The 23195-nt window shown below is 65.4% G+C and carries 24 protein-coding genes and 1 riboswitch; of the genes, 3 read left to right on the top strand and 21 right to left on the bottom strand.

Features of this window, described 5'->3' with window-relative positions; all coding sequences use genetic code 11:
- Positions 1-70 precede the first annotated feature (70 nt).
- The 16 genes from QFZ40_RS07475 to QFZ40_RS07400 all read right to left on the bottom strand — a co-directional run bounded on the left by QFZ40_RS07475 (position 71) and on the right by QFZ40_RS07400 (position 12730).
- Positions 71-997: a tyrosine recombinase XerC gene (locus QFZ40_RS07475; protein WP_306903665.1), complete on the bottom strand. Its 927-nt coding sequence runs from the start codon at positions 995-997 to the stop codon at positions 71-73.
- 76 nt (positions 998-1073) lie between these two features.
- Positions 1074-2258 (bottom strand): DNA-processing protein DprA, encoded by a 1185-nt coding sequence (gene dprA / locus QFZ40_RS07470; RefSeq protein WP_306903664.1) that lies wholly within the window; start codon positions 2256-2258, stop codon positions 1074-1076.
- Between the two features lie 11 nt (positions 2259-2269).
- The gene (locus QFZ40_RS07465; protein ID WP_306903663.1) at positions 2270-3814 is read right to left on the bottom strand and encodes a YifB family Mg chelatase-like AAA ATPase; all 1545 of its coding nucleotides are present in this window, start codon (positions 3812-3814) and stop codon (positions 2270-2272) included.
- Positions 3815-4171: a YraN family protein gene (locus QFZ40_RS07460; RefSeq protein WP_306903662.1), complete on the bottom strand. Its 357-nt coding sequence runs from the start codon at positions 4169-4171 to the stop codon at positions 3815-3817.
- Between the two features lie 153 nt (positions 4172-4324).
- On the bottom strand, positions 4325-4651 hold the full coding sequence (locus QFZ40_RS07455) for a DUF2469 domain-containing protein (protein ID WP_056335405.1): 327 nt from the start codon (positions 4649-4651) through the stop codon (positions 4325-4327).
- 54 nt (positions 4652-4705) lie between these two features.
- Entirely contained in the window at positions 4706-5467 is a 762-nt protein-coding gene (locus QFZ40_RS07450; protein ID WP_306903661.1) for a ribonuclease HII, read from the bottom strand.
- A gap of 2 nt (positions 5468-5469) precedes the next feature.
- The gene (lepB, locus tag QFZ40_RS07445; RefSeq protein ID WP_306903659.1) at positions 5470-6372 is read right to left on the bottom strand and encodes a signal peptidase I; all 903 of its coding nucleotides are present in this window, start codon (positions 6370-6372) and stop codon (positions 5470-5472) included.
- A complete protein-coding gene (gene lepB / locus QFZ40_RS07440) occupies positions 6373-7050 on the bottom strand; it encodes a signal peptidase I (RefSeq protein ID WP_306903658.1) in 678 nt (225 codons plus the stop codon).
- An 84-nt stretch (positions 7051-7134) separates the two neighbouring features.
- Positions 7135-7494, bottom strand: coding sequence for a 50S ribosomal protein L19 (rplS, locus tag QFZ40_RS07435; protein ID WP_306903657.1), 360 nt, complete (start codon positions 7492-7494; stop codon positions 7135-7137).
- A 248-nt stretch (positions 7495-7742) separates the two neighbouring features.
- Complete coding sequence (trmD, locus tag QFZ40_RS07430; protein ID WP_306903656.1) at positions 7743-8555, bottom strand: tRNA (guanosine(37)-N1)-methyltransferase TrmD; 813 nt, start codon at positions 8553-8555, stop codon at positions 7743-7745.
- Entirely contained in the window at positions 8556-9119 is a 564-nt protein-coding gene (gene rimM, locus QFZ40_RS07425; RefSeq protein ID WP_306903655.1) for a ribosome maturation factor RimM, read from the bottom strand. It lies immediately after the preceding gene.
- Between the two features lie 108 nt (positions 9120-9227).
- The gene (locus QFZ40_RS07420; RefSeq protein ID WP_056349097.1) at positions 9228-9470 is read right to left on the bottom strand and encodes an RNA-binding protein; all 243 of its coding nucleotides are present in this window, start codon (positions 9468-9470) and stop codon (positions 9228-9230) included.
- 1 nt (position 9471) lies between these two features.
- Positions 9472-9894 (bottom strand): 30S ribosomal protein S16, encoded by a 423-nt coding sequence (gene rpsP, locus QFZ40_RS07415; RefSeq protein WP_306903654.1) that lies wholly within the window; start codon positions 9892-9894, stop codon positions 9472-9474.
- 216 nt (positions 9895-10110) lie between these two features.
- Entirely contained in the window at positions 10111-10560 is a 450-nt protein-coding gene (locus QFZ40_RS07410) for a hypothetical protein (protein ID WP_306906857.1), read from the bottom strand.
- 103 nt (positions 10561-10663) lie between these two features.
- Positions 10664-11539 carry a VOC family protein gene (locus tag QFZ40_RS07405; RefSeq protein WP_306903653.1) on the bottom strand — a complete coding sequence of 292 codons (876 nt, stop codon included), beginning with the start codon at positions 11537-11539 and terminating at the stop codon, positions 10664-10666.
- A gap of 69 nt (positions 11540-11608) precedes the next feature.
- Positions 11609-12730, bottom strand: coding sequence for an amidohydrolase family protein (locus tag QFZ40_RS07400; RefSeq protein ID WP_306903652.1), 1122 nt, complete (start codon positions 12728-12730; stop codon positions 11609-11611).
- A gap of 72 nt (positions 12731-12802) precedes the next feature.
- Positions 12803-12910, top strand: a riboswitch (TPP riboswitch).
- On the opposite strand from QFZ40_RS07400, the gene thiC reads away from it, so the two are divergent.
- Positions 12905-14722, top strand: a complete 1818-nt coding sequence (gene thiC / locus QFZ40_RS07395) for a phosphomethylpyrimidine synthase ThiC (protein WP_306903651.1) — start codon at positions 12905-12907, stop codon at positions 14720-14722. Its footprint overlaps the riboswitch before it by 6 nt.
- Before the next feature lie 30 nt (positions 14723-14752).
- Here thiC and QFZ40_RS07390 read toward each other — a convergent pair whose 3' ends face one another.
- Positions 14753-15487, bottom strand: coding sequence for an alpha/beta hydrolase (locus QFZ40_RS07390; protein ID WP_306903650.1), 735 nt, complete (start codon positions 15485-15487; stop codon positions 14753-14755).
- A gap of 35 nt (positions 15488-15522) precedes the next feature.
- Entirely contained in the window at positions 15523-17109 is a 1587-nt protein-coding gene (ffh, locus tag QFZ40_RS07385) for a signal recognition particle protein (RefSeq protein ID WP_306903649.1), read from the bottom strand.
- Between the two features lie 150 nt (positions 17110-17259).
- Between ffh and QFZ40_RS07380 the strand changes: the two genes are divergently transcribed.
- Positions 17260-18657 carry a glucose-6-phosphate dehydrogenase gene (locus QFZ40_RS07380; RefSeq protein WP_306903648.1) on the top strand — a complete coding sequence of 466 codons (1398 nt, stop codon included), beginning with the start codon at positions 17260-17262 and terminating at the stop codon, positions 18655-18657.
- 139 nt (positions 18658-18796) lie between these two features.
- Here QFZ40_RS07380 and QFZ40_RS07375 read toward each other — a convergent pair whose 3' ends face one another.
- Positions 18797-19135: a P-II family nitrogen regulator gene (locus QFZ40_RS07375; RefSeq protein WP_003806050.1), complete on the bottom strand. Its 339-nt coding sequence runs from the start codon at positions 19133-19135 to the stop codon at positions 18797-18799.
- Positions 19132-20508 carry an ammonium transporter gene (locus QFZ40_RS07370; protein WP_306903647.1) on the bottom strand — a complete coding sequence of 459 codons (1377 nt, stop codon included), beginning with the start codon at positions 20506-20508 and terminating at the stop codon, positions 19132-19134. Before QFZ40_RS07370 ends, QFZ40_RS07375 begins: the two co-directional genes overlap by 4 nt.
- A gap of 226 nt (positions 20509-20734) precedes the next feature.
- Between QFZ40_RS07370 and QFZ40_RS07365 the strand changes: the two genes are divergently transcribed.
- Positions 20735-21973 carry an MFS transporter gene (locus tag QFZ40_RS07365; RefSeq protein ID WP_373427409.1) on the top strand — a complete coding sequence of 413 codons (1239 nt, stop codon included), beginning with the start codon at positions 20735-20737 and terminating at the stop codon, positions 21971-21973.
- Positions 21974-21976: 3 nt separating this feature from the next.
- Here QFZ40_RS07365 and ftsY read toward each other — a convergent pair whose 3' ends face one another.
- Positions 21977-23182, bottom strand: a complete 1206-nt coding sequence (ftsY, locus tag QFZ40_RS07360) for a signal recognition particle-docking protein FtsY (RefSeq protein WP_306903646.1) — start codon at positions 23180-23182, stop codon at positions 21977-21979.
- Between the last annotated feature and the right edge of the window lie 13 nt (positions 23183-23195).

Below are 23195 nucleotides of genomic sequence, written 5' to 3'. Positions count from 1 at the left end.
CAGGAGCCGTGCCCACTGTCATGATGCGCCCACTGTCATTCTGTGCCCACTGTCATGATGCACCCGCGGTTCAGGCGCGTGGATGCGCCTGCTGGTAGCTCTTCCGGAGCCGGTCCACTGATACGTGGGTGTAAATCTGGGTGGTGGCCAGGCTGCTATGTCCCAGGATTTCCTGGACTGCCCGGAGGTCCGCGCCTCCATCCAGTAGATGCGTTGCTGCCGAGTGGCGGAGGGCGTGCGGCCCTGTGGCGGAGGTATCCCCCAATGCCTCCAGCAGGCCCCTGACGACGGCCCGGACCTGGCGCTGGTCAACCCTGTTGCCCCGGGAGCCCAGGAACAGTGCGGGCCCGCTGCCCTCCTTGGCGAGCAGCGGCCTTCCCCGGCGGAGCCAGTCGTCGACGGCGACCGCAGCGGGGACACCGTAGGGAACAGTGCGTTCCTTGTTGCCCTTGCCGACCACGCGCAGGGTTCGGCGGTCCGGGTTGAGGTCATCCACGTCCATCCCCGCCAGTTCCCCGACGCGCAAACCGGTGGCGTACAGGAGCTCCACCATGGCGCGGTTTCGTACGGCCAGCGGCGATCCCTCCGCGGCCTCCTCAGCCAGGCCGCCAAGCATCCTGGCGACCTGCTGGGGCTGGAGCACCCCTGGCAGCGACTTTTCGGTCCGAGGAGCCCGGAGCCGCAGTGCCGGGTCGGTGTGAATGATCTCCTCCCGCATGGCCCACGTGGTGAAGGACCGGGCCGTGGCCGACCGCCGGGCCAGGGTGGAGCGGGACATTCCCGCCTGGCTCTGTGCCCCCAGCCAGCGCCGGAGGGTTCCCAGCTCGAGTCCGGGCAGATCAGTGATGCCTTCGGAGGCGGCGTACGCCAGAAGGCTTCGGAGGTCCGCCAGGTAGGCCCGCAGGGTGTGGGCCGATCTGGCGCGCTCACTTTCGAGATACCTGCCGAAATTGCGGATCGCCTCTTCCAACGCCGGAGGCAGTTCCTGATTGTCCACATTCCTACCTTCGCAGCATTCTGCCTGTAATCATGCAACTGACACGTCCGCTGCATGAATCCGACGGATACCCATCTCAGGAAGATTCCCTGGCCCGCTTCCATCCTCCCCTCTCCGCGGCCGCAAGCCCCAGCAGCCCGAGCCTGCCCAGTCCGGCACGGACGGATTCCGCGCCGAGCCCGGCGACGGCGCAAAGTTTATCCACGGAACTTGTAGACCTCAGCGGGAGGGCATCCAGCAGGATCAGGTCCTCCAGGGTCAGCCCGTCATGGACAGCCCCTGGACCCGTTCTGGGCTCGGTGAGTGCTTCACCGCTGGGCGCCGCCAGCTCGGCGATTTCTGCGGCGTCGGTAACGCAGACGGCGCCTCCTTCCCGAAGCAGGCGATGGCATCCTGCCGAGTTGGCACTGTGCACGGACCCGGGAACGGCCCCTACCGCCCGCCCCAGGGTTTCTGCGTGGTGGGCCGTGTTCAGCGCCCCGGAGCGCCAACGGGCTTCCACCACCACTGTTACGGCGGACAGGGCGGCAATGAGTCTGTTCCGCTGTAGGAACCTGTAGCGGGTAGGCGCCGACCCAGGCGGTACCTCTGCTATGACGGCTCCCTGGTTGCAGACCGCACGCAGGAGGTCCTCGTTGCCGGACGGGTAGAACCTGTCCACGCCGCCGGCCATGACAGCGATGGTCGGCACCGCCCCCGATCCCCCGGCCAGGGCGGCCCGGTGGGCGTGGGCATCGATACCGTAGGCGCCTCCGGACACCACGGTGAAGCCACGCTGGGCCAGTGAATAACCGAGGTCGCCTGTCACGGAGGCGCCATAGCTGGTGCTGTCCCGGGACCCCACCAGTGCCACGCAGCTGGAGGCTCCGGGCAGTTGCTGTTCCAGGCCGCGCCACCACAGGCAGATAGGTTCGTGGATGCCCAGGTCTGCGAGCTGGGCGGGCCACAGCCCGTCTGAGGGTACGATCAGCCTGCCACCCAGACGCGCCATGGTGGCCAGGTCACGCTCCGGTGCGAGGTCGGGAATCCGCGGTGCCCAGCGCTTGAGTGCCGCGGCCATTCCGCCCCAGCCCGTCGAGCCGCCGATGCCCGCCAGCAGTTCCGTGATCTCCCGCTCCAAGGCCGGCCCCGGAGCCAGCTGGCCGGTGGCGATCCTCAGCGCGTCCACTGCGCCTGCGGCCTGCACCAGGGCAAGGCCGGCAGCGTCCTGCGGCTCCATCAGCCGCGAAAGGGCAGCGCGGGCGATCCGTTCGTTGTCCATGGGTCTGCCCTTCATGCCGCTGCCGAGGCAGCCTGCCGGAGGCTCAGCGCCTGTCCGACGTCGTTGGTGTCCGGTCTCTCCCGCTGCGCGAGATCGGCCAGGGTCCAGGCCAGCCGGAGCACCCGGTCGTAGCCCCGGGCAGTGAGCACTCCGCGCTCCAGTGAATGGTCAAGGATCCTTGTGGCCGTTGCGGGGAGCCGAAGTTCGCCGCGCAGGATCCTGCCCGGCACCTGCGAATTGGTTTCCAGGCCAAGGGACATGAGGCGCTCCGTCTGGCGGCGGCGGGCATCACTTACGCGTAGTGCGACGGAAGCGGTGTCCTCCTCCGAACCCGCCTGGCCAAAGTCCGCCAGGGAGACGCGCTCCACCTGGAGCTGGATATCCACGCGGTCCAGCAGCGGGCCGGACATCCTGGCGAGATACCGGCGGCGCATCATAGGGGTACAGGTGCAGTCGAGCCCCTTCCCCGAAGCCTTGCCGCAGGGGCACGGGTTCGCGGCAAGGACCAGCTGGAAACGGGCTGGATAGGCTGCGGTGCCGGCGGAACGGTGGATCACCAGTTCCCCGCTCTCCAGCGGCTGGCGGAGGGCGTCCAGGACACGTCGTTCGTATTCGGGAGCCTCGTCCAGGAAAAGCACGCCACGGTGCGCCCGGGATGCGGCACCGGGACGGGGCAACCCTGAGCCTCCTCCAATGATGGCGGCGGCTGTGGCCGAGTGATGCGGGTTTTCGAAGGGCGGACGCCGCAGTAACTGGACGGCGGAGGACGGAAGGCCGCACAGTGAATGGATGGCCGTGACTTCCATGGCTTCGTTGTCAGCCAAGTCCGGCAGCAACCCGGGCAGTCTCTCCGCCAGCATGGTCTTCCCGGCGCCGGGCGGCCCGGTCAGAAGAAGATGGTGTGCCCCGGCCGCGGCAACCTCCAGCGCGCGCCGTGCGTCGCCCTGGCCTGAGACGTCGGCCATATCCGGCACGCTCATGTGACCAGCTGAGGCATCCCCGTGATCCGCCTCATCCTCGGGGTCAAAGTCCAGCGCGAGTTCCTGCGGGTCGGCGCCGAAATCGAGGGCCAGCCGGGCCAGTGTGCGGTAGCCCGCGACGTCGGCACCGGGAACGAGGGATGCCTCCGCCAGGTTGGCCTGAGCCACCACGACCTTGGAGTAGCCCGCCTGCACGGCTGCCATGACTGCTGGAAGAATCCCCCGCACCGGCCGAAGCCGCCCGTCCAGCCCCAGTTCGGCGATGAAGACCGTCCGCTCTGTGGGCCTGATGTCATTCGCGGCCCGCAGCACTGCCATCGTGACGGCCAGATCGAACCCGGAGCCCCGCTTGGGCAGGGAGGCCGGGATGAGGTTCGCGGTGATCTTCCTCCGGCTCAGCGGGATCCCTGAGTTTTTCGCTGCGGAGCGGATCCGCTCCTTAGCCTCATTCAGGGCTGCATCCGGCAGGCCCAGGATCACAAACGCGGGAAGTGTCTGCCCGATGTCAGCCTCGACTTCCACAATGTAGCCGTTCAGCCCTACGAGGGCGACCGAGTAGGTCCGGCCCAAAGCCACTTACCCCACCCCCTTGAGGTGTTCCAGCAGGGGTTCGCCGGCGCCGTCGTCCAGCACGGCGATCACGTCCACGCGGCGCAGTGGCATCCGCAGCTCCCGGTCCCGGCACCAGGCGGACCCGAGCCGGTGCAGACGTGCCAGCTTGTCCGGCCCCACAGCCTCAAAAGGATGCCCGTAGTCGAGGGAACGGCGGGTCTTCACCTCCGCTATGACCAGGGCATCGCCGTCCAGGGCCACAATGTCGATCTCACCCTCGGGGCAGCGCCAATTGCGTTCCACCACCAGCATGCCCAGTGATTCAAGGTATCCGGCAGCGAGCTCTTCCCCGCGCCGGCCCAACAGGTCTTTGGATTTCATGTCCACCTCCGCAATCAGCCTGCAGGGGCAGGAACGCGAAGGACAGGGAGCTATGTCCCTATGTGGGTAATCCGGCTACGGCCCAGGCGTGTGGAGGAGGAGTCCAGGCCATGGCGTGCCGGACAGCCGGAGTGCCCGCGGGTCCCGGCTGCATCAGTTGCCGAGGTCAACGTCCTTGGGCAGCGCCAGTTCCTCGTTGCGTGGAAGCTCCTCCACGTTGACGTCCTTGAACGTCAGGACGCGCACACTCTTAACGAACCGGGCTGAGCGGTAGACGTCCCAGACCCAGGCGTCCTGCAGCGTGAGGTCGAAGTAGACTTCGCCGTCGGCACTGCGCGCCTGCAGGTCAACGTGGTTGGCCAGGTAGAACCGGCGTTCCGTCTCGACAACGTAGCTGAAGAGCCCGACAACATCGCGGTATTCACGGTAGAGCTGAAGCTCCATGTCGGTTTCATAGTTTTCAAGATCCTCAGCGCTCATGCTTCCATCTTGCACCATCCACCGCACCCCGGGCGCCACGGACTGCAGCTGAAATCAGAGTTCGCCGTCAAGGTCATCGACGAGTTCGCCGCCCAGGAGGTTCCAGCTCACGCGGTGGTAGGGCGTGGGTCCGGCGGCCCGCAACACGTCGCGGTGGAATACCGTGGCATACCCCTTGTTCAGGTTCCAGCCGAAATCCGGGTATTCGGCGTGAAGCTCGCACATCCGCTGGTCGCGTTCCACTTTGGCGATCACACTGGCCGCAGCGACGCTCAAGCACTGCATGTCGGCCTTGATGCGCGTGTGAACGGGGGCGTCGCATCCTGGTTCGGAGGCTGCATCGTCAAACAGGGAAGGCTGCGCGGCAGGCGAGAGCCAGTTGTGGCTCCCGTCCAGGAGCACAAGGTCCGGTGTGACGCCTGAGGCGAGGATGTCGAACCAGGCGCGCGTGCCCGCAAGGCGCAGGGCGGCGATGATGCCCAGCGCGTCGATTTCTGCCGCACTGGCGTGGCCCACGGCAGAGGCCACGCTCCACTTGCGGACCAGCGGCTCCAGACGCTCCCGTTCGGCAGGATTGAGCAGCTTGCTATCCCGGACGCCCGCGAGCGGCTTCTGTTTCTCAAGATCCACGACGGCGATCCCGACACTCACCGGCCCCGCGAGGGCACCCCTGCCCACTTCGTCGACGCCTGCCAGGTATCGGGCGCCTAGGGCTTTGAACGTCCGTTCATGGCGCAGCGTGGGAGCTTTGGAGCGTACCCCTGTGGCCGGGCGCCCGGCCGATTTGGCAGCGGTGACTGGTACAGCTGAGGGCATGGCTAGCCTGCCGGCGGCACGTTCCGGAACACGTCCGGATAGTTATCCAGGGCGGTGATCCGGTTCAGCGGCCAGGCGATGACAGCCGCCTTGCCTTCAACGTCCGGGAGGTCGATAAACCCGCCGTTGGTTTCCAGATGGGAGCGTGAATCGGCGGAGTGGTTCCTGTTGTCCCCCATGACCCAGACCTTTCCTTGCGGAACAACAACATCGAAGGCGCGGATCAGCGGGGTCTCAGCGTGGTTCACATACGTTTCGTCAATGGCGGATCCGTTGATGGTCAGTTTACCGCCGGCATCGCAGCAGATCACGTGGTCGCCGGGCAACCCGATGACGCGCTTGACGAGGTGCTGCTCGGAGTTGTCCGGCAACAGTCCTACGAAGATCAGCCCTTGCTGCACCCAGGTGAAGGGGCCGGCGGGCTTTTCCTGAACTGGCGGCAGCCAGCCCTTGGTGTCCCGGAAAACCACCACGTCCCCGCGGGAAAGAGCAAACGGTTCGGGGACGAGGAGGTTGACGAAGATGCGGTCATCTATATCAAGCGTATTGACCATCGATTCGGACGGAATCCAGAACGCCCGGAACAGGAAGGTCTTGATCAGGAATGACAGAACAACGGCGATCACCACTACCGTGGCGACTTCCTTCAGCCAGAGAAACAGCGGGCTTACGGCCGAGGCCTCGGGATGGGGGGCGGCGGAGCGCCGTCCCGATACTGGCGCCGGCGGGGCGGCGGCTTTTCCTTCCGGGGCGGCAGATCGTCTCAGCGAAGCTGGTGCCGCCGGAGCGGCGCCTGTTTCTTCGGGGACGGCAGTGAGGGCTGTCGCGTCGGCAACCGGCGGCGCTGTTGGTTTACCTGCCCCGTCAAGGTGCGGATCAGGTGTCCCTGCATGGTTCTCGGGCATCTACTGTCCGTCCTCCGTTGTTGGTCCTGCCGCTGCCGGCCGTGGTACTGCTGCAAATCTATCAAGCGGCCAGATGATCTGGACCGGCCGGCCGATTACCCTGTCAACCGGCACCATGCCGCCGCCCGGGGCGCCGAGGAGGCTGCGGGAATCGGCGGACAACGACCGGTGGTCTCCGAGCAGCCACAGCCTGCCTTCGGGCACAATAGCACTGAAGGCCTGCTTGCTCGCGGCATCACCGGGGAATAGGTAGGGCTCATCAAGCGGCTCACCATTAACTGTGACGTGTCCGGCCGCGTCGCAGCAGACAACTTTGTCTCCGGGAAGTCCGATGACCCGCTTGACGTACGTGGTGTCGCTGCCCGCCAGGCCGAGCCATTGTCCGGCTGCCGCCCCTGCATCAGCGAGCGGTCCCTTGCCGCTGTTGAGGGGGGCGAAGGTGCCGCGTCCGTCGAAGACAACAATGTCCCCGCGGCGGATGGGGTCCGACTGGAAGTCGGTCCGGGAAACCAGGATGCGGTCCCCGCCTTCCAGGGTCGGTTCCATGGACTCGGACGGAATGTAATACACATCCAGCCACAGAGAGCGGACAAGGCCGCTGATCGCGATGGCCATCAGCAGGGCCAGGAACACAAAACGCCAGCCCATTCTTTTGGGCTGGCGTTCTGTCTGGTCCATGATCCGTATCCTGGGGCGCTGTTGCGAATGGCTTCGGCGCGGGGCCTGATACAGCTGGGGCCTGCCGTGTAGGTCTTTGAAGACTTACTTGGCGGTGGAGAAGTCGCGCTTCTCCCTGATCTTCGCAGCCTTGCCGCGCAGTGCACGCATGTAGTAAAGCTTGGCGCGGCGCACGTCACCCTTGGTGACGAGTTCGATCTTTTCGATGATCGGGGAGTGAACCGGGAAGGTACGCTCCACACCGACACCGAAGGAGACCTTGCGGACCGTGAAGGTCTCGCGGATGCCGTCACCCTGGCGGCCCAGGACGAAGCCCTGGAATACCTGCACACGGGTGTTCTTGCCTTCGATGATGTTCACGTGAACCTTGAGGGTGTCACCTGCGCGGAACGCGGGAACATCGGTGCGCAGCGAGGCTGCATCTACAGAATCGAGAATATGCATAATTGCACTCCTGGTGAACGCCACAGGTCATTCACTTTGGGTCACGGCGGCCAGGCCCGGACGCGCAGTACGCACCGAAAATTGCTGCCGAAAGTGTTTGGTCCGGTCCCGTCACTGGCTGACGGCACCGGGTTGCCCGGCTGTTGGTTGCGCTCCCCCTGTGGCAGGTGCGAACCCAGCAGACACAAGGGTTAATTTTGCCACACTCGGAGGCAGACAGCTAATTACCCGCGAGATTAGCGCTTACTTCAGGCGGGCGCCTGGCCTCCGCCGTCCCCGCGCTGATGCAATTGCCCGTCGACGACGTCGTACCCTAGGTCGGCGAGAACGGTCCGGTCGGCACGGGGCAGCGTCCCCGCGTCGAGCGACTCCAGCAGGTCCGGGCGGCGTTCCGCCGTCCGCCGGTACTGCTCGTGGCGGCGCCACTGCGCGATCTTTCCGTGGTTGCCGCTCAGCAGAACCGCCGGCACGTCGCGGTCCCGCCAACTCGCCGGCTTGGTATAGACGGGATATTCCAGGAGCCCGTCTGAATGGGATTCCTCCACCAGGGATTCGGGGTTGCCCACGACTCCAGGCAGCAGCCTGCCGATGGCTTCCACCATGGCCAGCACGGCAACTTCGCCACCGTTCAGGACGTAGTCTCCAAGGCTTACGGGCCGCACCGTGAAATGCTCCTCAGCCCATTCGATAACCCGCTCGTCGATGCCCTCGTAGCGGCCGCACGCAAAAACGAGCTGGTCCTCCTCCGCGAGCTCGTAGGCCAGCGCCTGGTTGAAGCGCTCCCCTGCAGGCGACGGAACAATAAGGACGGGTTTGGAGTCCTGCACTCCGCGGGCTTCAGCCACCGACGCGAGTGCCTGCGCCCAGGGTTCAGCCTTCATCACCATGCCCGCGCCGCCACCGTAGGGCGTGTCATCCACCGAGCGGTGCTTGTCCGTGGTGAAGTCGCGGAGGTCGTGAACGTGCAGGTCGAGCAGGCCGTCCTGACGGGCCTTGCCGATGAGGGACAGTTCCAGGGGCGCCAGATACTCCGGAAAGATACTGACGACGTCGATGCGCATTTAGGCCCTATCCTCGGGTCCGGGGGTCTCGCCGCGGTCCTCGGCATCGGCGTCGTCGGCGTTGACTTCGAAGAGGCCCTCCGGCGGAGTTACCAGGACAAACCCTTCGTCAATGTTGACCTCGGGAACAATCTGTTCCACGAACGGGATCAGGATTTCCTTGCCGTCGGGCGTCTCCACCACCAGGAGGTCCTGCACGGGCAGGGTGTGGAGGCCGGAAACCTTGCCAACCACACGGGAGCCGACTCGAGCTTCGAGGCCGACCAGCTCGTGCTCGTACCAGCCTTCGTCGTCGTCCTCGTCCAGCTCTTCGGTCTCGATGAACAGCTTGGCGCCGCGGAGGGTCTCGGCCTGGTTCCGGGTTTCAATGCCGTCGAACCCAAGCAGGAGGATGTCCTTGTTCCAGCGCGCGCTGTCGACGGTCAGGGGCCCGACGGAGGCGGGCTCGACCACAAACTCTGTCCCCGGAACGAACCGGTCGGCCGGGGCATCCGTTAATACCTGGACCGTGACTTCCCCGCGGATTCCGTGGGGTTTGCCGATTCGTGCCACCTGGAGCTGCATCTGTTCCTCTGTTTCCCGTCTTGCAAGATTTGCGCTGTTGCTGAAAGCACTCCGGCCCCTCCACCTGCGGGTGGAGGGGCCGGAGCAAAAACTGATATTGCCGGGCGCTTAGCGGCGGCGATCGGTATCGACGACGTCGACCCTGACCGGCTCGCCGTCTGCCAGTGCTGCCACCACAGTGCGCAGAGCACGTGCAGTGCGGCCCTGGCGGCCGATCACCCGTCCCAGGTCATCCTGATGAACGCGAACCTCGAGGGTATCCCCGCGGCGGTTGTTCTTCGAGCTGACCTTGACATCCTCCGGGGAATCAACGATTCCGCGGACTAGGTGTTCGAGCGCTTCTGCCAGCAATTTACTCAGCCTCGGTGGTCTCTGCTTCGGCGTCGGCCGGGGCCTCGGCTGCGTCAGACTGCTTTGCCTTCTTGGTGATGGCTTCCGGGATGATCACGGAACCCTTCTCGGGGGCAACAAAGGCAGCCTTCGGAGCCTTGGTCTTCAGGGTGCCTTCCTGGCCCGGGAGACCCTTGAACTTCTGCCAGTCACCGGTGATCTTGAGGATCGCGGCAACCTGCTCCGACGGCTGCGCGCCGACGGAGAGCCAGTACTGTGCACGGTCGGAGTTAACCTCGATGTATGAGGGCTCTTCGGTGGGGTGGTACTTGCCGATCTCTTCGATGGCCCGGCCGTCACGCTTGGTGCGTGAGTCCGCGACGACGATGCGGTAGTACGGTGCGCGCATTTTGCCAAAGCGCTTAAGGCGAATCTTTACGGCCACTTTTGTGGTCACTCCTGTTTCAGAAAAGGGGGTGAACCCGGCGTTCTGCACCCGTGGGGCGGGCCATACTTGAGGGTTCGAAGGACAGGATCCGGACGCGGAGAGAGGGGCCACGCAGATCGAGTACCTGTTTATTGTGCCAGATCGGCGCCGGGATTTCGACTTGACACGCGCCGCAGGCCTCGCGGCGACGCCAGCCAACACCGGTACGGAGGCTCAGGAGGACCAGACGTAGAGTCCGGTGCGCTCCGCGTCGTCGATTCCGGCCGCCAGCTCAGCCAGCTGCTGCACGTACTTCCGGGCTTCATCGGCTCCGAAAGGCATGTCGTCCTGGGCGGCCCACCGCTCCGCCACATCATCCAGCACGTTGCCTTCGCCCTCGGTTTCGTAGCTGAGCAGTTCGGCCAGCGCCCGGACCATCGCGGGGGGAACTCCCAGCAGCGAGTCGCTCGCCACGTCCACCATGGCAAGTTCGTAGTCTGCACCGCCGGCGTGGACGGCAGCCCCTGCGAGGTCGCCCAGCTGTTCGATTTCAAAATCACTAACTCCGGGAATCCGCAGGGCCTGTCCTGACGGCGAGCCCGCCGATGAGCCTCCCTCGTCCAGGAGGCCCGCGCGCTTCAAGGCGGCGTCGTGGGTTGCAACAAAGATTTCGGTGAAGCCCATGGGAATCGCCCTCATTCCGTCGACGGTGCGGCGCTGAAAGGCGACAAATAGGACCGCCCCGGCCGTTCGGAATCAGCCTAACGCACGGGGGAACCGCACTGGCTCAGCGGGCAGCGACACGGATGCGGTTGCGCCAGGGATCCTCGAAACGCAGCTCGGCACCGGTGTGGTGCGCCGGAACTCCGGCGACCTTCAGGCGGTCGGCGAGCGCGCCGACGTCGTCACCGACGGGGACTTCGATGAGCACCTCGCCCAGTCCGAGCGTGTCCTTGCGGGGACCTGCGCCGCGGCTGTTCCACACATTCATGGCCATGTGATGGTGGTAGCGCCCGGCCGAAACGAACAGCGCCTGCCCGTGCCAGCCCGCGGTCTTTTCAAATCCCAGCGTGCGCACGTAGAAGTCATGGGCGGACTGTACGTCACCCACCTGCAGATGGACGTGGCCCACGCCTGCTTCGCTCCCCCGCTGGCCGTCCACAGACTCCTGGGTCAGATGCTCCTCCAGGTAGCGCTGGGGCGGCAGCGCCAGGCTGTCCATCACCACATCCTTGCCGTTCCACGACCAGCGTTCCCGCGGACGGTCATAGTACAGCTCGACCCCGTTGCCTTCCGGGTCCGTGAAGTAGAACGCCTCGCTCACGAGGTGGTCGGCACTGCCGGTGAACGACCTCGGCTCATACTGTGCGGCGGTGGCAACGGTGGCAGCCAGCGACGCCTGGTCCTCAAACAGCAGGGCGGTGTGGAAGAGCCCGGCTTCACCCCTGCCTGGGAGGCTAAGCCCGGTGGCCGGCGCCAGGTGGACCAAGGGCCTGCCGAGCCTGCCAAAGTAGAGGCCGCCGTCCTGCTCGGCAACGATCTCCAGCCCCAGCGCCCGCTGGTAGTAGTCGGTCATCAGTTTCATGTCACCCACCTTGAGCATCACCGTGCCCATGGTGAGTCCGGCAGGAAGAAGATCCTGGCTGTTGGGTCCTGCAGTCATTGAACGCTCCCGGTCCAGTGGCCTTCTTGGTTCGAGGCCTCTACTTATAAAAGTAGTTGAAGCTTCAATTTATTCCAAGTGTCCAGGCCGATTCGGGTTCGAGGTCCCCGGCGGGACCAGGTGCCCGCCCAGCACCACGTGCTGGAGCCTGGAAACGGTTGACAACAGCTTCCGCGGGTCCTCGCGGCAGAGCACAACGTCCGCCGGCGCGCCTTCCGCCAGGCCGTCCGCGCGCAGCCATTCACGTGCGCCCCAGCAGGCGGCATCAAGGGCGGCAACCGTGGGCAGGCCGGCTCTGTGCAAGGCAAGGATCTCATCCGCGATCCTGCCGTGCCCGATCACGCTTCCGGCGTCGGTGCCTGCGTAAATGCGGACCCCGGATTCAAAGGCTTCCAGCACGCGCTCCTCCCGTCGTTCCCAGAGCGAACGCATATGGGAGGCGTAGCGGGGAAACTTCGGTTCAGCCTGGCGGGCAATGTCCGGGAAGGTGGCGATGTTGATGAGTGTGGGGACAATCGGGACGTCCTGTTCCACGAGCCGGGGAACGTGCCGGGGAAGCAGCCCTGTTGCGTGCTCAATGCAGTCGATATCAGCATCCAGCATCTGGTCCAGGGTTTCCCCGGCGAAGCAGTGGGCTGTCACCCGCGCCCCTTCGTCGTGTGCCGCCTGCACGGCTTCCTTCACGACGGCGGCTGGAAAGGACGGCGCCAGGTCGCCGATGTCCCGGTCGATCCAGTCCCCCACGAGCTTGACCCAGCCGTCGCCGGCCCGCGCCTGTTTCCGGACGGCCTCAACCAGCCCGTCCGGTTCCACTTCAATGGCAAAGTTCTTCAGATAGCGGCGCGTGCGGGCGATGTGCCTGCCTGCGCGGATGATCCTTGGCATTCCGGGACGCTGCTGCAGCCAGCGGGTGTCACTCGCCGCGCCGGCGTCCCGGACCAGGAGTGTTCCGGCGTTGAGGTCGGTGCGGGCCTGCTCTTCGGCTACCTCATCGGCCACCTCGCCGAGCGGCCCCAGGCCGATGTGGCAATGGGCATCCGCAAAGCCCGGGAGCACCCAGCCGGACAGGATCCTGTCCGGAGTGGCCTCGGGACGGTGGAAGGTCAGCCGGCCGTCCACCGACCACATTCCGTGGCGTTCCCGGTCCGGCCCGGCAAGGACTGTTCCGCTGAATTCGATGATTTCACCCATCGGGCCAGCCTAATCCGGGTTTCGGCCGCCCCTTGTGGAGGTCACTTTCCCGTCGGTGCCGTGATAGCTTCGTCTTGACCACACGGGTGCCCTTGCAGGGGCTGAGATCGGGCTGACGCAGCCTGCGACCGTTGAACCTGTCCGGGTAATGCCGGCGAAGGAAGTGAGTATTCCGTGAATACGCAAGAAAAACAGCTGATCCCTGCCCAAAATGAAACCCGCCCCGCTGAATCGGGTCCTGCCGAGACGCAGTCGCTGAAGTCCCATTCGCTGGCCTTCATCAGCGATGAAGCGGCGGGAATCAGGGTCCCGGTAACGGAAATCGCCCTGGAGCCCTCGCCGAACGGCCTGGCGAACGCTCCTTTCCAGGTGTACCGGACAGCAGGCCCCGGAAGCGATCCGGTAGTCGGCCTCAGCCCGTTCCGTTCTGAATGGATTGAAACGCGCGGGGATACGGAGCCGTACGGCGGCCGGGAGCGGAACCTGCTCGACGACGGCCGGTCTGCAGTCCGTCGCGGCGCAGCGTCCGCGGAGTGGAAGGGGGCACAGCCGGTGCCCCGCCGCGCCGTTGAGGGCCGGACCGTGACGCAGATGCACTACGCCCGGCAGGGCATGGTCACTCCGGAGATGAAGTTCGTTGCCCTCCGTGAAAACTGCGATGTGGAGCTGGTCCGCAGCGAAGTCGCGGCGGGCCGGGCCATCATCCCCAACAACATCAACCATCCTGAGTCCGAGCCGATGATCATCGGCAAGGCCTTCCTGGTGAAGATCAACGCGAACATCGGCAACTCCGCCGTCACCAGTTCCATCGCCGAGGAAGTCGACAAGCTGCAGTGGGCCACGCAATGGGGGGCCGACACGGTGATGGACCTTTCCACCGGCGATGACATCCACACCACCCGGGAATGGATCATCCGCAACTCCCCTGTGCCGATCGGCACGGTTCCCATCTACCAGGCGCTGGAGAAGGTCAACGGCGAGGCAAACAGGCTCACGTGGGAGATCTTCCGGGACACAGTCATTGAGCAGTGCGAGCAAGGAGTGGACTACATGACAATCCACGCCGGGGTGCTGCTGCGGTACGTTCCGCTGACAGCCAACCGCGTGACTGGCATCGTGTCCCGCGGCGGCTCCATCATGGCCGGCTGGTGCCTCGCCCACCACCAGGAAAACTTCCTCTACACCCACTTTGACGAGCTCTGTGAAATCTTCGGCAAGTACGATGTCGCGTTCTCACTGGGTGACGGGCTGCGGCCCGGAGCCACGGCGGATGCCAACGATGCTGCGCAGTTCGCCGAGTTGGACACCCTTGCTGAACTGACGCAGCGCGCCTGGGAGTTCGACGTGCAGGTCATGGTGGAAGGGCCCGGCCACGTGCCCTTCCACCTGGTCCGCGAAAACGTGGAGCGGCAGCAGGAGCTCTGCAAGGGCGCGCCGTTCTACACCCTGGGCCCCTTGGTGACCGACGTGGCTCCCGGCTATGACCACATCACCTCGGCCATCGGCGCGACCGAGATTGCGCGCTACGGCACCGCGATGCTCTGCTACGTCACTCCGAAGGAGCACCTGGGCCTGCCCAATAAGGACGACGTCAAGACAGGCGTGATCACGTACAAGATAGCCGCCCACGCTGCCGACCTTGCCAAGGGCCACCCAGGTGCGTACGAACGCGACGACGCCCTGTCAAAAGCCCGCTTCGAGTTCCGCTGGCGTGACCAGTTCGCCTTGTCCCTGGATCCGGTCACCGCAGAGGCCTTCCACGACGAGACCCTGCCGGCCGAACCTGCCAAGACGGCTCATTTCTGCTCCATGTGCGGGCCCAAGTTCTGTTCCATGCGGATCAGCCAGGACATCCGGGATGAATACGGCTCGGCGGAATCACAGGCAGCCCTGGCGGAGATGGCCGCCGGGATGCGCGAAAAAAGCCAGGAGTTCCTCGCCGCCGGCGGCAAGGTGTACCTGCCCGACCTGGAAGTGCCGGCGGCGCGCTAGCGGGACCCGGGCAGGCGCGGCAGAAGCGAGTCAGGAGGCCCGGGATGACTGCCCGCGGCTGACTTCGCCGATGAAGGAACGGATGGCGCGGTCGCCCTCGGCAGTATCCTGGGGCCGGTGCCCTCCCGCAGCAACGCGGTGCAGGGCACCGGTTTCGCGCAGGTAGCCTGCGATTTCCTCGTACAGCGGTTCCCAGCCCCCAGTCAGGACCAGGGTGGGCACGCCCGGGACGATATGCAGCGGAGCCTCCCAGGGCGGGGACTGCAGCCTCAGCCGCCGCGCCGAGCGTTTTTCCTCCGGAGTGGAGGGCTCATGCGGGACCGCTGCGAACACGCGGCGGAGGAATTCCCGCTGGAAGTCCTCATCGCCTAGCTGATGCCTGGCATCAAAGAGCGGCTGCATCAGGGTGCGGTGCGCCGCCGTGGCCGGCAGCTCGGCCGTCAGCGACAGGCAGGCCGGTTCCACCAGTGTCAGGGAAAACACCAGGTCGGGGCGTTCGACTGCGGCCATCATGGCCGAGATGGCGCCCTGGGAATGGGCGACGACGTGACCGCCGGCGGCCCCCCGGCCATCGTCCGCCAGGGAGCGCAGGATGATCGCGGCATCTTCGGCGAAGGAGGATTCCGCGGGGTCAGCCACAGGGTCAAAGCCGTGCCGGCGCAGGAACAGCGCGTCATAAGCCAGTGCCATCCCGTGCTGGCGGGGCCAGGCCGCCGCGCCGAAGCTTCCGGCGCCGTGGACGAACACTACCCTCTGCTTGAACATGACCCAACCCTATTCCACGGTTCCGACCGTGGTGACTACTTGCCGAGGAACTTGTCGAACCCCTTGGGCAGGTTGAGCTCGGAAGGATCAAAGTCACCGGACTGCTGGCCGAAGGCGGCACCGGTGGGAAGTGCCTTGGCAGCGCCGGCGCGGCGGGCCTCAGCCTCCCGGAGTTCCTGGGCGGCCTTGGCCGGGTTGCCCGAACGGGCCTTCTTCTTCGGCGCGTTCTTGGCGCCCTTCCGGCCGTTGCCGCCACCAGGACCGCCCATACCCGGCATGCCCGGGATTCCAGGCATGCCGCCGCCCTGAGCCATCTTCTTCATCATCTTCTGGGCCTGCGCGAAGCGTTCCAGCAGGCCGTTGACCTCGGAGACGTGAACACCCGATCCGCGGGCAATGCGTGCACGCCGGGAGCCGTTGATGATCTTGGGAGCAACGCGCTCATGCGGCGTCATGGACCGGACGATGGCCTCCACGCGGTCGATCTCGCGTTCGTCGAACTGCTCAAGCTGCTGGCGGATGTTTTGCGCGCCCGGCATCATCATCAGCATCTTTTTCATGGAACCCATGTTGCGGATCTGCTGCATCTGGGCGAGGAAGTCGTCCAGGGTGAAGTCTTCCTGGTCAGCGAACTTCTTCGCCATCCGGGCTGCTTCGTCCTTGTCCCAGTTCTTCTCGGCCTGCTCGATCAGGGTGAGGACATCGCCCATGTCCAGGATGCGTGAAGCCATCCGATCCGGGTGGAAGAGCTCGAAGTCGTCAACGCCTTCGCCGGTGGAAGCAAACATCACGGGCTTGCCGGTCACAGACGCAACGGAAAGCGCAGCCCCGCCCCGGGCGTCGCCGTCGAGCTTTGACAGCACGATACCGGTGAAGTTGACTCCCTCATCAAACGCGAGGGCCGTGTTGACGGCGTCCTGGCCGATCATCGAGTCGATCACGAACAGCACTTCATTGGGCACGATGGCCCGGCGGATCTGCCGCGCCTGCTCCATCATCTCGGCGTCCACACCGAGTCGGCCGGCGGTGTCCACGATGACGACGTCGTGGAGCTTCTGGCGTGCCTCCTCAACCCCGGCGCGGGCGACGGCGACAGGATCGCCGGCAGGATGGTCGAGTTCGGATGTGGCGCCGGGGTGCGGGGCGAAGACCGGCACGCCTGCGCGCTTGCCCACGACCTGGAGCTGGGTGACGGCGTTGGGGCGCTGGAGGTCGCAGGCTACCAGGATGGGGCTGTGGCCCTGGGACTTCAGCCACTTGGACAGCTTGCCGGCGAGGGTGGTCTTGCCGGCGCCCTGGAGGCCGGCAAGCATGATGATGGTGGGCCCGGTCTTGGCCAGCCGGATGCGCCGGGTCTCACCGCCGAGGATTTCGACGAGTTCCTCGTTGACGATTTTGACGATCTGCTGGCTCGGGTTCAGCGCCCCCGAGACCTCTGCGCCCAGGGCACGTTCACGCACGCGGCCCGTGAATTCGCGGACCACCGATACGGCGACGTCAGCATCCAGGAGGGCGCGACGGATCTCACGGACGGTGGCATCGACGTCGGCCTCGGTCAGGCGGCCCTTGCCACGGAGATTCTTGAAGGTTGCTGTCAACCGGTCAGAGAGTGAATTGAACACGCGCCGTGCACTTCTTTCAGTGGATCTACGGATGGCGGCCCTTCGGCACACCAGCGTCTTGGCTGTTGCTGACAAACGCCAACTGCCTTGACAACGGGACTCGACTATCTAGGGTACCAAGACGGGCCTGCAAGATGGCATGCTGGCACGGTGACCAGTCAAACCACTGTAAAGACCTTGCTGATTCTTGGCGCTTCCGGCGACCTCACAGGACGGCTCCTGCTTCCCGGACTCGCCCGGCTGGTGGCAACCGGCGGAGCCCCCGGCCTCAAACTGGTGGGCGCGGGATCCGATCCCTGGACGCCCGAGGAGTGGCGGGACCGGGTCCGCTCAGCGTTCGCGGACGCGGGAACGTCCGGCACCGCCGGAGCGGAGGCCCTGGCCGCCGTCGAGAAGGACACCGTGTACCACCAGCTGGATGTCACCGCTGACGGCCCGCTCGCAGCCCTGCTGGCGGAGCTTGAGGGTCCCGTGGCCGTCTACTTCGCCCTGCCCCCGCATGTCAGCCAGAAGGCCTGCGAGGTACTTCACCCCGGCCAGGTTCCGGACGGGACACGGCTGGTCATGGAGAAGCCGTTCGGCTCCGGTGAGGAGTCAGCGCGGGAACTCAACCGGACGCTCCTGACCCTGGTCCCGGAAGACCATATCCACCGCGTGGACCACTTCCTGGGCAAGGCCACCGTCCTGAACATCCTGGGACTTCGCTTCGCCAACAACTTCCTGGAGCCTGTCTGGAACCGCGAGCATGTCGCCAGAGTGGAGATCATCTTCGACGAGGATCTGGCCCTCGAAGGCCGCGCACGCTATTACGACGGCGCCGGTGCCCTGCGGGACATGATCCAGAGCCACCTCCTGCAGATCATGGCACTGATGGCAATTGAACCGCCCGCCACCATCGGGGAGCGGGACCTCCGCGATGCCATCGCAGCCGTCCTCCGGGCCAGCAGCATCAAGGCACCCTACGAGACCAGCACCCGGCGCGCCCGTTACACGGCCGGAAACATCAAGGGCCGGCAAGTCCCCGACTACGTCAACGAGGAAGGCGTGGACTCGGGCAGGAACACCGAAACGCTTGCCGAAGTCCGGGTGGACATCGACAACTGGCGGTGGAAAGGCGTGCCCTTCATCCTGCGGTCCGGCAAGGCCCTGGGCGACCAGCGGAAAGTAGCCGTGGTGACCTTCAGGCCCGTGCCGCACCTGCCCAAGGGTTTCACCGGCGTTGACATTCCCAACCAGCTCCGGATCGGTTTCGGCCCGGACACGCTGGAGCTCGACGTCGATGTGAACGGTCCCGGTGACATCTTCAGCCTTGACCGCACCACGCTTAATGCCCAGCTGAACGCCTCCGACCTGTTGCCGTACGGCGAAGTGCTGGAAGGCGTCCTCACCGGCGATCCCCTGCTGTCGGTCCGAGGCGACACCGCCGAGGACTGCTGGCGGATTGTTGAACCGGTCCTCAAGGCCTGGTCGCGGGATGCCGTCCCGCTTGAGGAGTACGACGCCGGTTCGTCCGGTCCGGACCGGTGGTCCGAGTCCTCCGCTGAGTAATGCAGGCAAGGGCTGAAAGCAGAAAGTGCGGGCAGGAAACCTGGAAGGTTTCCTGCCCGCACTTTTGGGTCTTTGCCTGCTGGTCTTTGCCTGCTGTTCTTTGCCTGCTGTTCTTTGCCTCCGGCGCGTGCTGCCGGCTCTAGATTGCCGCTACGCCGCGTTCGCCGGTGCGGACCCTGACCGCTTCAAAAACATCCACGGTCCAGACTTTGCCGTCGCCTGCACGTCCGGTGTTGGAGCTGGCGATGATGACGTCGAGGATGTCATCTGCCTGCTCGTCGGTGGCCAGCACCTCTACCCGGATCTTGGGCAGGAGGTCCACGTTGTATTCAGCTCCGCGGTAAACCTCCGTGTACCCGCGCTGCCGGCCGTAGCCGCTGGCCGCGCTGACCGTCAGTCCCTGGACGCCATATGCCTCCAGGCCTTCCCGGATCGACTCGAGCTTCTCCGGCCTGACGATTGCTGTAATCAGTTTCATGCGCCCACGCTTTCCTTGCCCGTTGCCGACTCGGTGCTCTTGGCGTCGGTCCCGGCACCAGTCCTGCTACCGGCGGGAACGCCGTCCTCGGAGAATCCCTTGCCCGTGATCAGTTCGTGCAGCGGCTGGAAGCTTCCGCCATGGCCGCCGACACCAAACTCGTAGGCCGTTTCAGCGTGCAGGCTCAGGTCAACACCCACGGCCTCCTGCTCCTGCGAAACGCGGAAGCCCATGGTCTTGTGGATGGGGTAGGCGATGATGAAGGTCATCACAGCCGTGAAGATGATGGACAGCAGTGCCGCCAAGGTCTGGGCGACGAGCTGGCTGGTGCCTCCGCCATAGAACAGACCGGCCGTTCCCTGGGTCGGGGTGGCCAGGACGCCGATTGCGACTGTACCGACGACACCGGAGACAAGGTGGACACCGACGACATCCAGGGAGTCGTCGTAACCGAACTTGAACTTGAGGCCCACAGCGAGGGCAGATGCAACGCCTGCGACGACACCGAGGGCAATGGCGCCCAGCGGGGAAACGTTGGCGCAGGCGGGGGTGATCGCGACCAGGCCGGCGACCACACCTGAGGCGGCACCCAGCGAGGTGGGGTGGCCGTCACGGAAGCGTTCGACAGCGAGCCAGCCGAGCATGGCGGCGGCGGGGGCTGCGAGGGTGTTGATCCAAATGAGGCCGGCCTGCTCAACCGTCGCTGCGGCTCCGGCGTTGAACCCGAACCAGCCGAACCAGAGGATTGCAGCACCAAGCATGACGAACGGGATGTTGTGCGGGCGGTGGTTCGGGTCTTTTCCGAAGCCCTTGCGGTTGCCGATGATCAGGACCAGGATGAGGCCGGCCACGCCGGCATTGATGTGGACCACGGTGCCGCCGGCGAAGTCGATCACCGGAGCAAAGGTCTGGCCGAACCAGCCATCCTTGGAGAAGAGTCCTCCGCCCCAGACCATGAAGGCCAGCGGCGCGTAAACGAGGGTGGCCCAGATGGGCGTGAAGATGACCCAGGCCGAGAACTTCGCACGGTCGGCGACCGCACCCGAGATCAGTGCCACGGTGATGATGGCGAAGGTGGCGGCGTAGCCCACCTTGAGCAGATCAGCGGGGTCCGTGAAGTTGTGCAGCCCGAAGTGGCTGAACGGGTTCGCGAAGATCTGGAAGAAGTTGTCTTCGTTGCTCGTGGCCATCGAGGCGCCCCACAGGACCCACATGATGCCGACGGTTCCTATGGCGACGAAGCTCATCATCATCATGTTCAGAGCTGATTTGGCGCGAGTCATGCCGCCGTAGAAGAATGCCAGGCCCGGGGTCATGAACAGCACGAGTGCTGAGGCGACCAGGAGCCAAACGAGACCTGCGGTGAGTTCCATGGTCTGCGTCCTCTCTTGCTTTAATGTGCGGAGTTATCCGCCTGTCCCAACGCCATTTGCGTTCTGTTTCAAGTTTTGCCTTGCTGTGTTTCGCTGGCGGAGGATTTACATTGCCGGTTTGTTACAAGAACCTCTAGGAAGTAAATGGTGCATATCTGGCTTGTTACGGTTATGTTTCAGCCATTCCCCAAGTGCACCTGAACTTAAACTGCAAGGACTCCCCACCATGACGGCACCGCCCCGTGTGAGCCGCGCCGCAACACGGATTTTCGCCGTCCTGCGGCCCGGACACGCCCCGCTTCCGCGGGACATTAAGGTGATGCTCGCCGCGGCGTTCCTCATCGCCCTCGGATTCGGGCTGGTCGCCCCGGTCTTGCCGCAGTTCGCCACCACCTTCGATGTGGGGGCCACTGCTGCGGCGGTGATCGTGAGCATCTTTGCCTTCATGCGCCTGATCTTCGCGCCGGCAGGCGGTGCCCTGATCGGACGCCTCGGCGAGCGGCCGGTGTATGTGGGCGGGCTGCTGATCGTGGCGGCCTCGACGGCGGCCTGCGCCTTTGCCCAGGACTATTGGCAGTTGCTGGTGTTCCGCGGGCTCGGCGGTGCGGGCTCGGTCATGTTCACGGTGGCGTCCATGGCGCTCGTGGTCCGGCTGGCGCCGCCGGAGAGCCGCGGCAGGGTATCGGGAGCCTACGCATCCGCGTTCCTGATCGGGAACGTGTGCGGGCCGATCGTCGGCGGAATGCTGGCCGGGTTCGGGCTGCGGGTGCCGTTCCTCGCGTACGCGGCCGCCCTGGTGCTGGCAGCCGCCGTCGTCCAGACCCAGCTCAGCCACCGGCCCGCGGCCAGCGGGTCCGCCGGCACCCGCGCCCCGGACATGCTTGTCGCGGAAGCGCTGCGCCTCGGCGCCTACCGCTCGGTGCTACTTTCCAGCTTTGCCAACGGCTGGGCAACGTTCGGTGTTCGGATGGCCACGGTTCCGCTGTTTGCCGTAGCGGTCCTGGGGTCGGGTCCTGAAGCCGCAGGCCTGGCACTGGCAGTGTTCGCCGCCGGGAATGCAGCCGCCTTGACTTTTTCCGGCCGCGTGGCGGACACCCTGGGCCGGCGGCCCATGATGGTTTCAGGGCTGCTTGTCGCCGGGATTTCCACGGCAGCCATCGGATTCACGCACGAGCTGGCCTGGTTCCTCGCCGCCTCGGCACTGGCCGGCGTCGGGTCGGGCCTGCTGGGACCGGCCCAGCAGGCCGCCGTCGCCGACGTCATCGGAACCGAGCGTTCCGGAGGAAGAGTTCTTGCCGCCTATCAGATGACATCAGATACCGGTGCCATTGCCGGGCCGGTCCTGGCGGGAGTGCTGGCCGACAGGCTGGGTTACGGGTGGTCGTTTGCGGTGACCGGCGGCGTGCTGGTGCTTGCCGCAGCGGCCTGGGCGTTCACCGCCGAGACGCTGAAAACAAAAAGCTGAGGGTCAGTTCAGCAGTGCGTCCACGAAGCTCTCAGCCTCGAAGGGCGCGAGGTCATCGGCGCCCTCGCCAAGACCGATCAGTTTGACCGGCACACCGAGTGACCTCTGGATCGCGACGACGATGCCGCCCTTGGCCGTTCCGTCCAGCTTGGTCAGGACAATGCCGGTGATGTTCACGACCTCGGAGAAGACGCGTGCCTGGTTCAGCCCGTTCTGGCCGGTGGTGGCATCCAGCACCAGAAGCACCTCGTCCACTTCGGCCAGTTTTTCGATGACCCGCTTGACCTTGCCGAGTTCGTCCATCAGGCCCACCTTGTTCTGCAGGCGTCCCGCCGTGTCGATCATGACCACGTCGACCTCCTGGTCGATACCTGCCTTGACCGCCTCATAGGCGACGGAGGCCGGATCGGCGCCATCGACGTCGGACTTCACTGTGGGGACACCGACCCGCTGGCCCCAGGTTGCCAGCTGCTCGGCCGCGGCGGCACGGAACGTGTCCGCAGCGCCCAGCAGGACGTCCTTGTCTTCAGCCACGAGCACGCGCGCAAGCTTGCCCACGGTGGTGGTTTTGCCCACGCCGTTGACCCCGACCACCATCATGACGGCCGGCCTGTCCGCATGCCTGTCGATGTTGAGGCTCCGGTCCATGGAGGGATCCACCAGCTTGATGAGTTCTTCGCGGAGCAGGGCCTTGACCTGCTCAGGCGTCCTGGTGCCGAGCACTTTCACACGCTCACGCAGGGCGTCCACCAACTGCATGGTGGGCTCGGTCCCGAGGTCGGCCAGCAGGAGCGTTTCCTCGACTTCGTCCCACACGTCTTCGTCAATAGTGTCGCTGGAAAGCAGCGCCAGAAGGCCTTTCCCAAAGATGTTGTTGGAGCGGACCAGGCGCTCCCGCAGGCGGGTGAGGCGGCCGGCCACCGGGAGGGGAGTCTCAACCCGGATCGTTTCCAGGCCCGCGGCATCATCGGGGACCTCAGTGGTTTCCAGGTCCAGCACGCCTTCGCCGGCGGGAGCCCCGCGTTCGGCCGGCGCCGCCAGCGAGTCCTCCAGCAGCGTTCCGCCGCCCTGCGGGGCGGGATCGTTGGCATCGCGGGTGCCCGGGTACCGGGTGATGTTCCTGCGGGTCTTCAACAGGACCGGAATCAGTCCGCCAACAACCACCAGGGCAGCAACAATGGACACAATTATAGGGAGGATATCATTCACTCCCCTAGCTTCT

This window comes from Arthrobacter pascens (genome assembly GCF_030816475.1).
Classification (GTDB): Bacteria; Actinomycetota; Actinomycetes; order Actinomycetales; family Micrococcaceae; genus Arthrobacter; species Arthrobacter pascens_B.
This window is presented reverse-complemented; position numbering and strand designations above follow the sequence as displayed.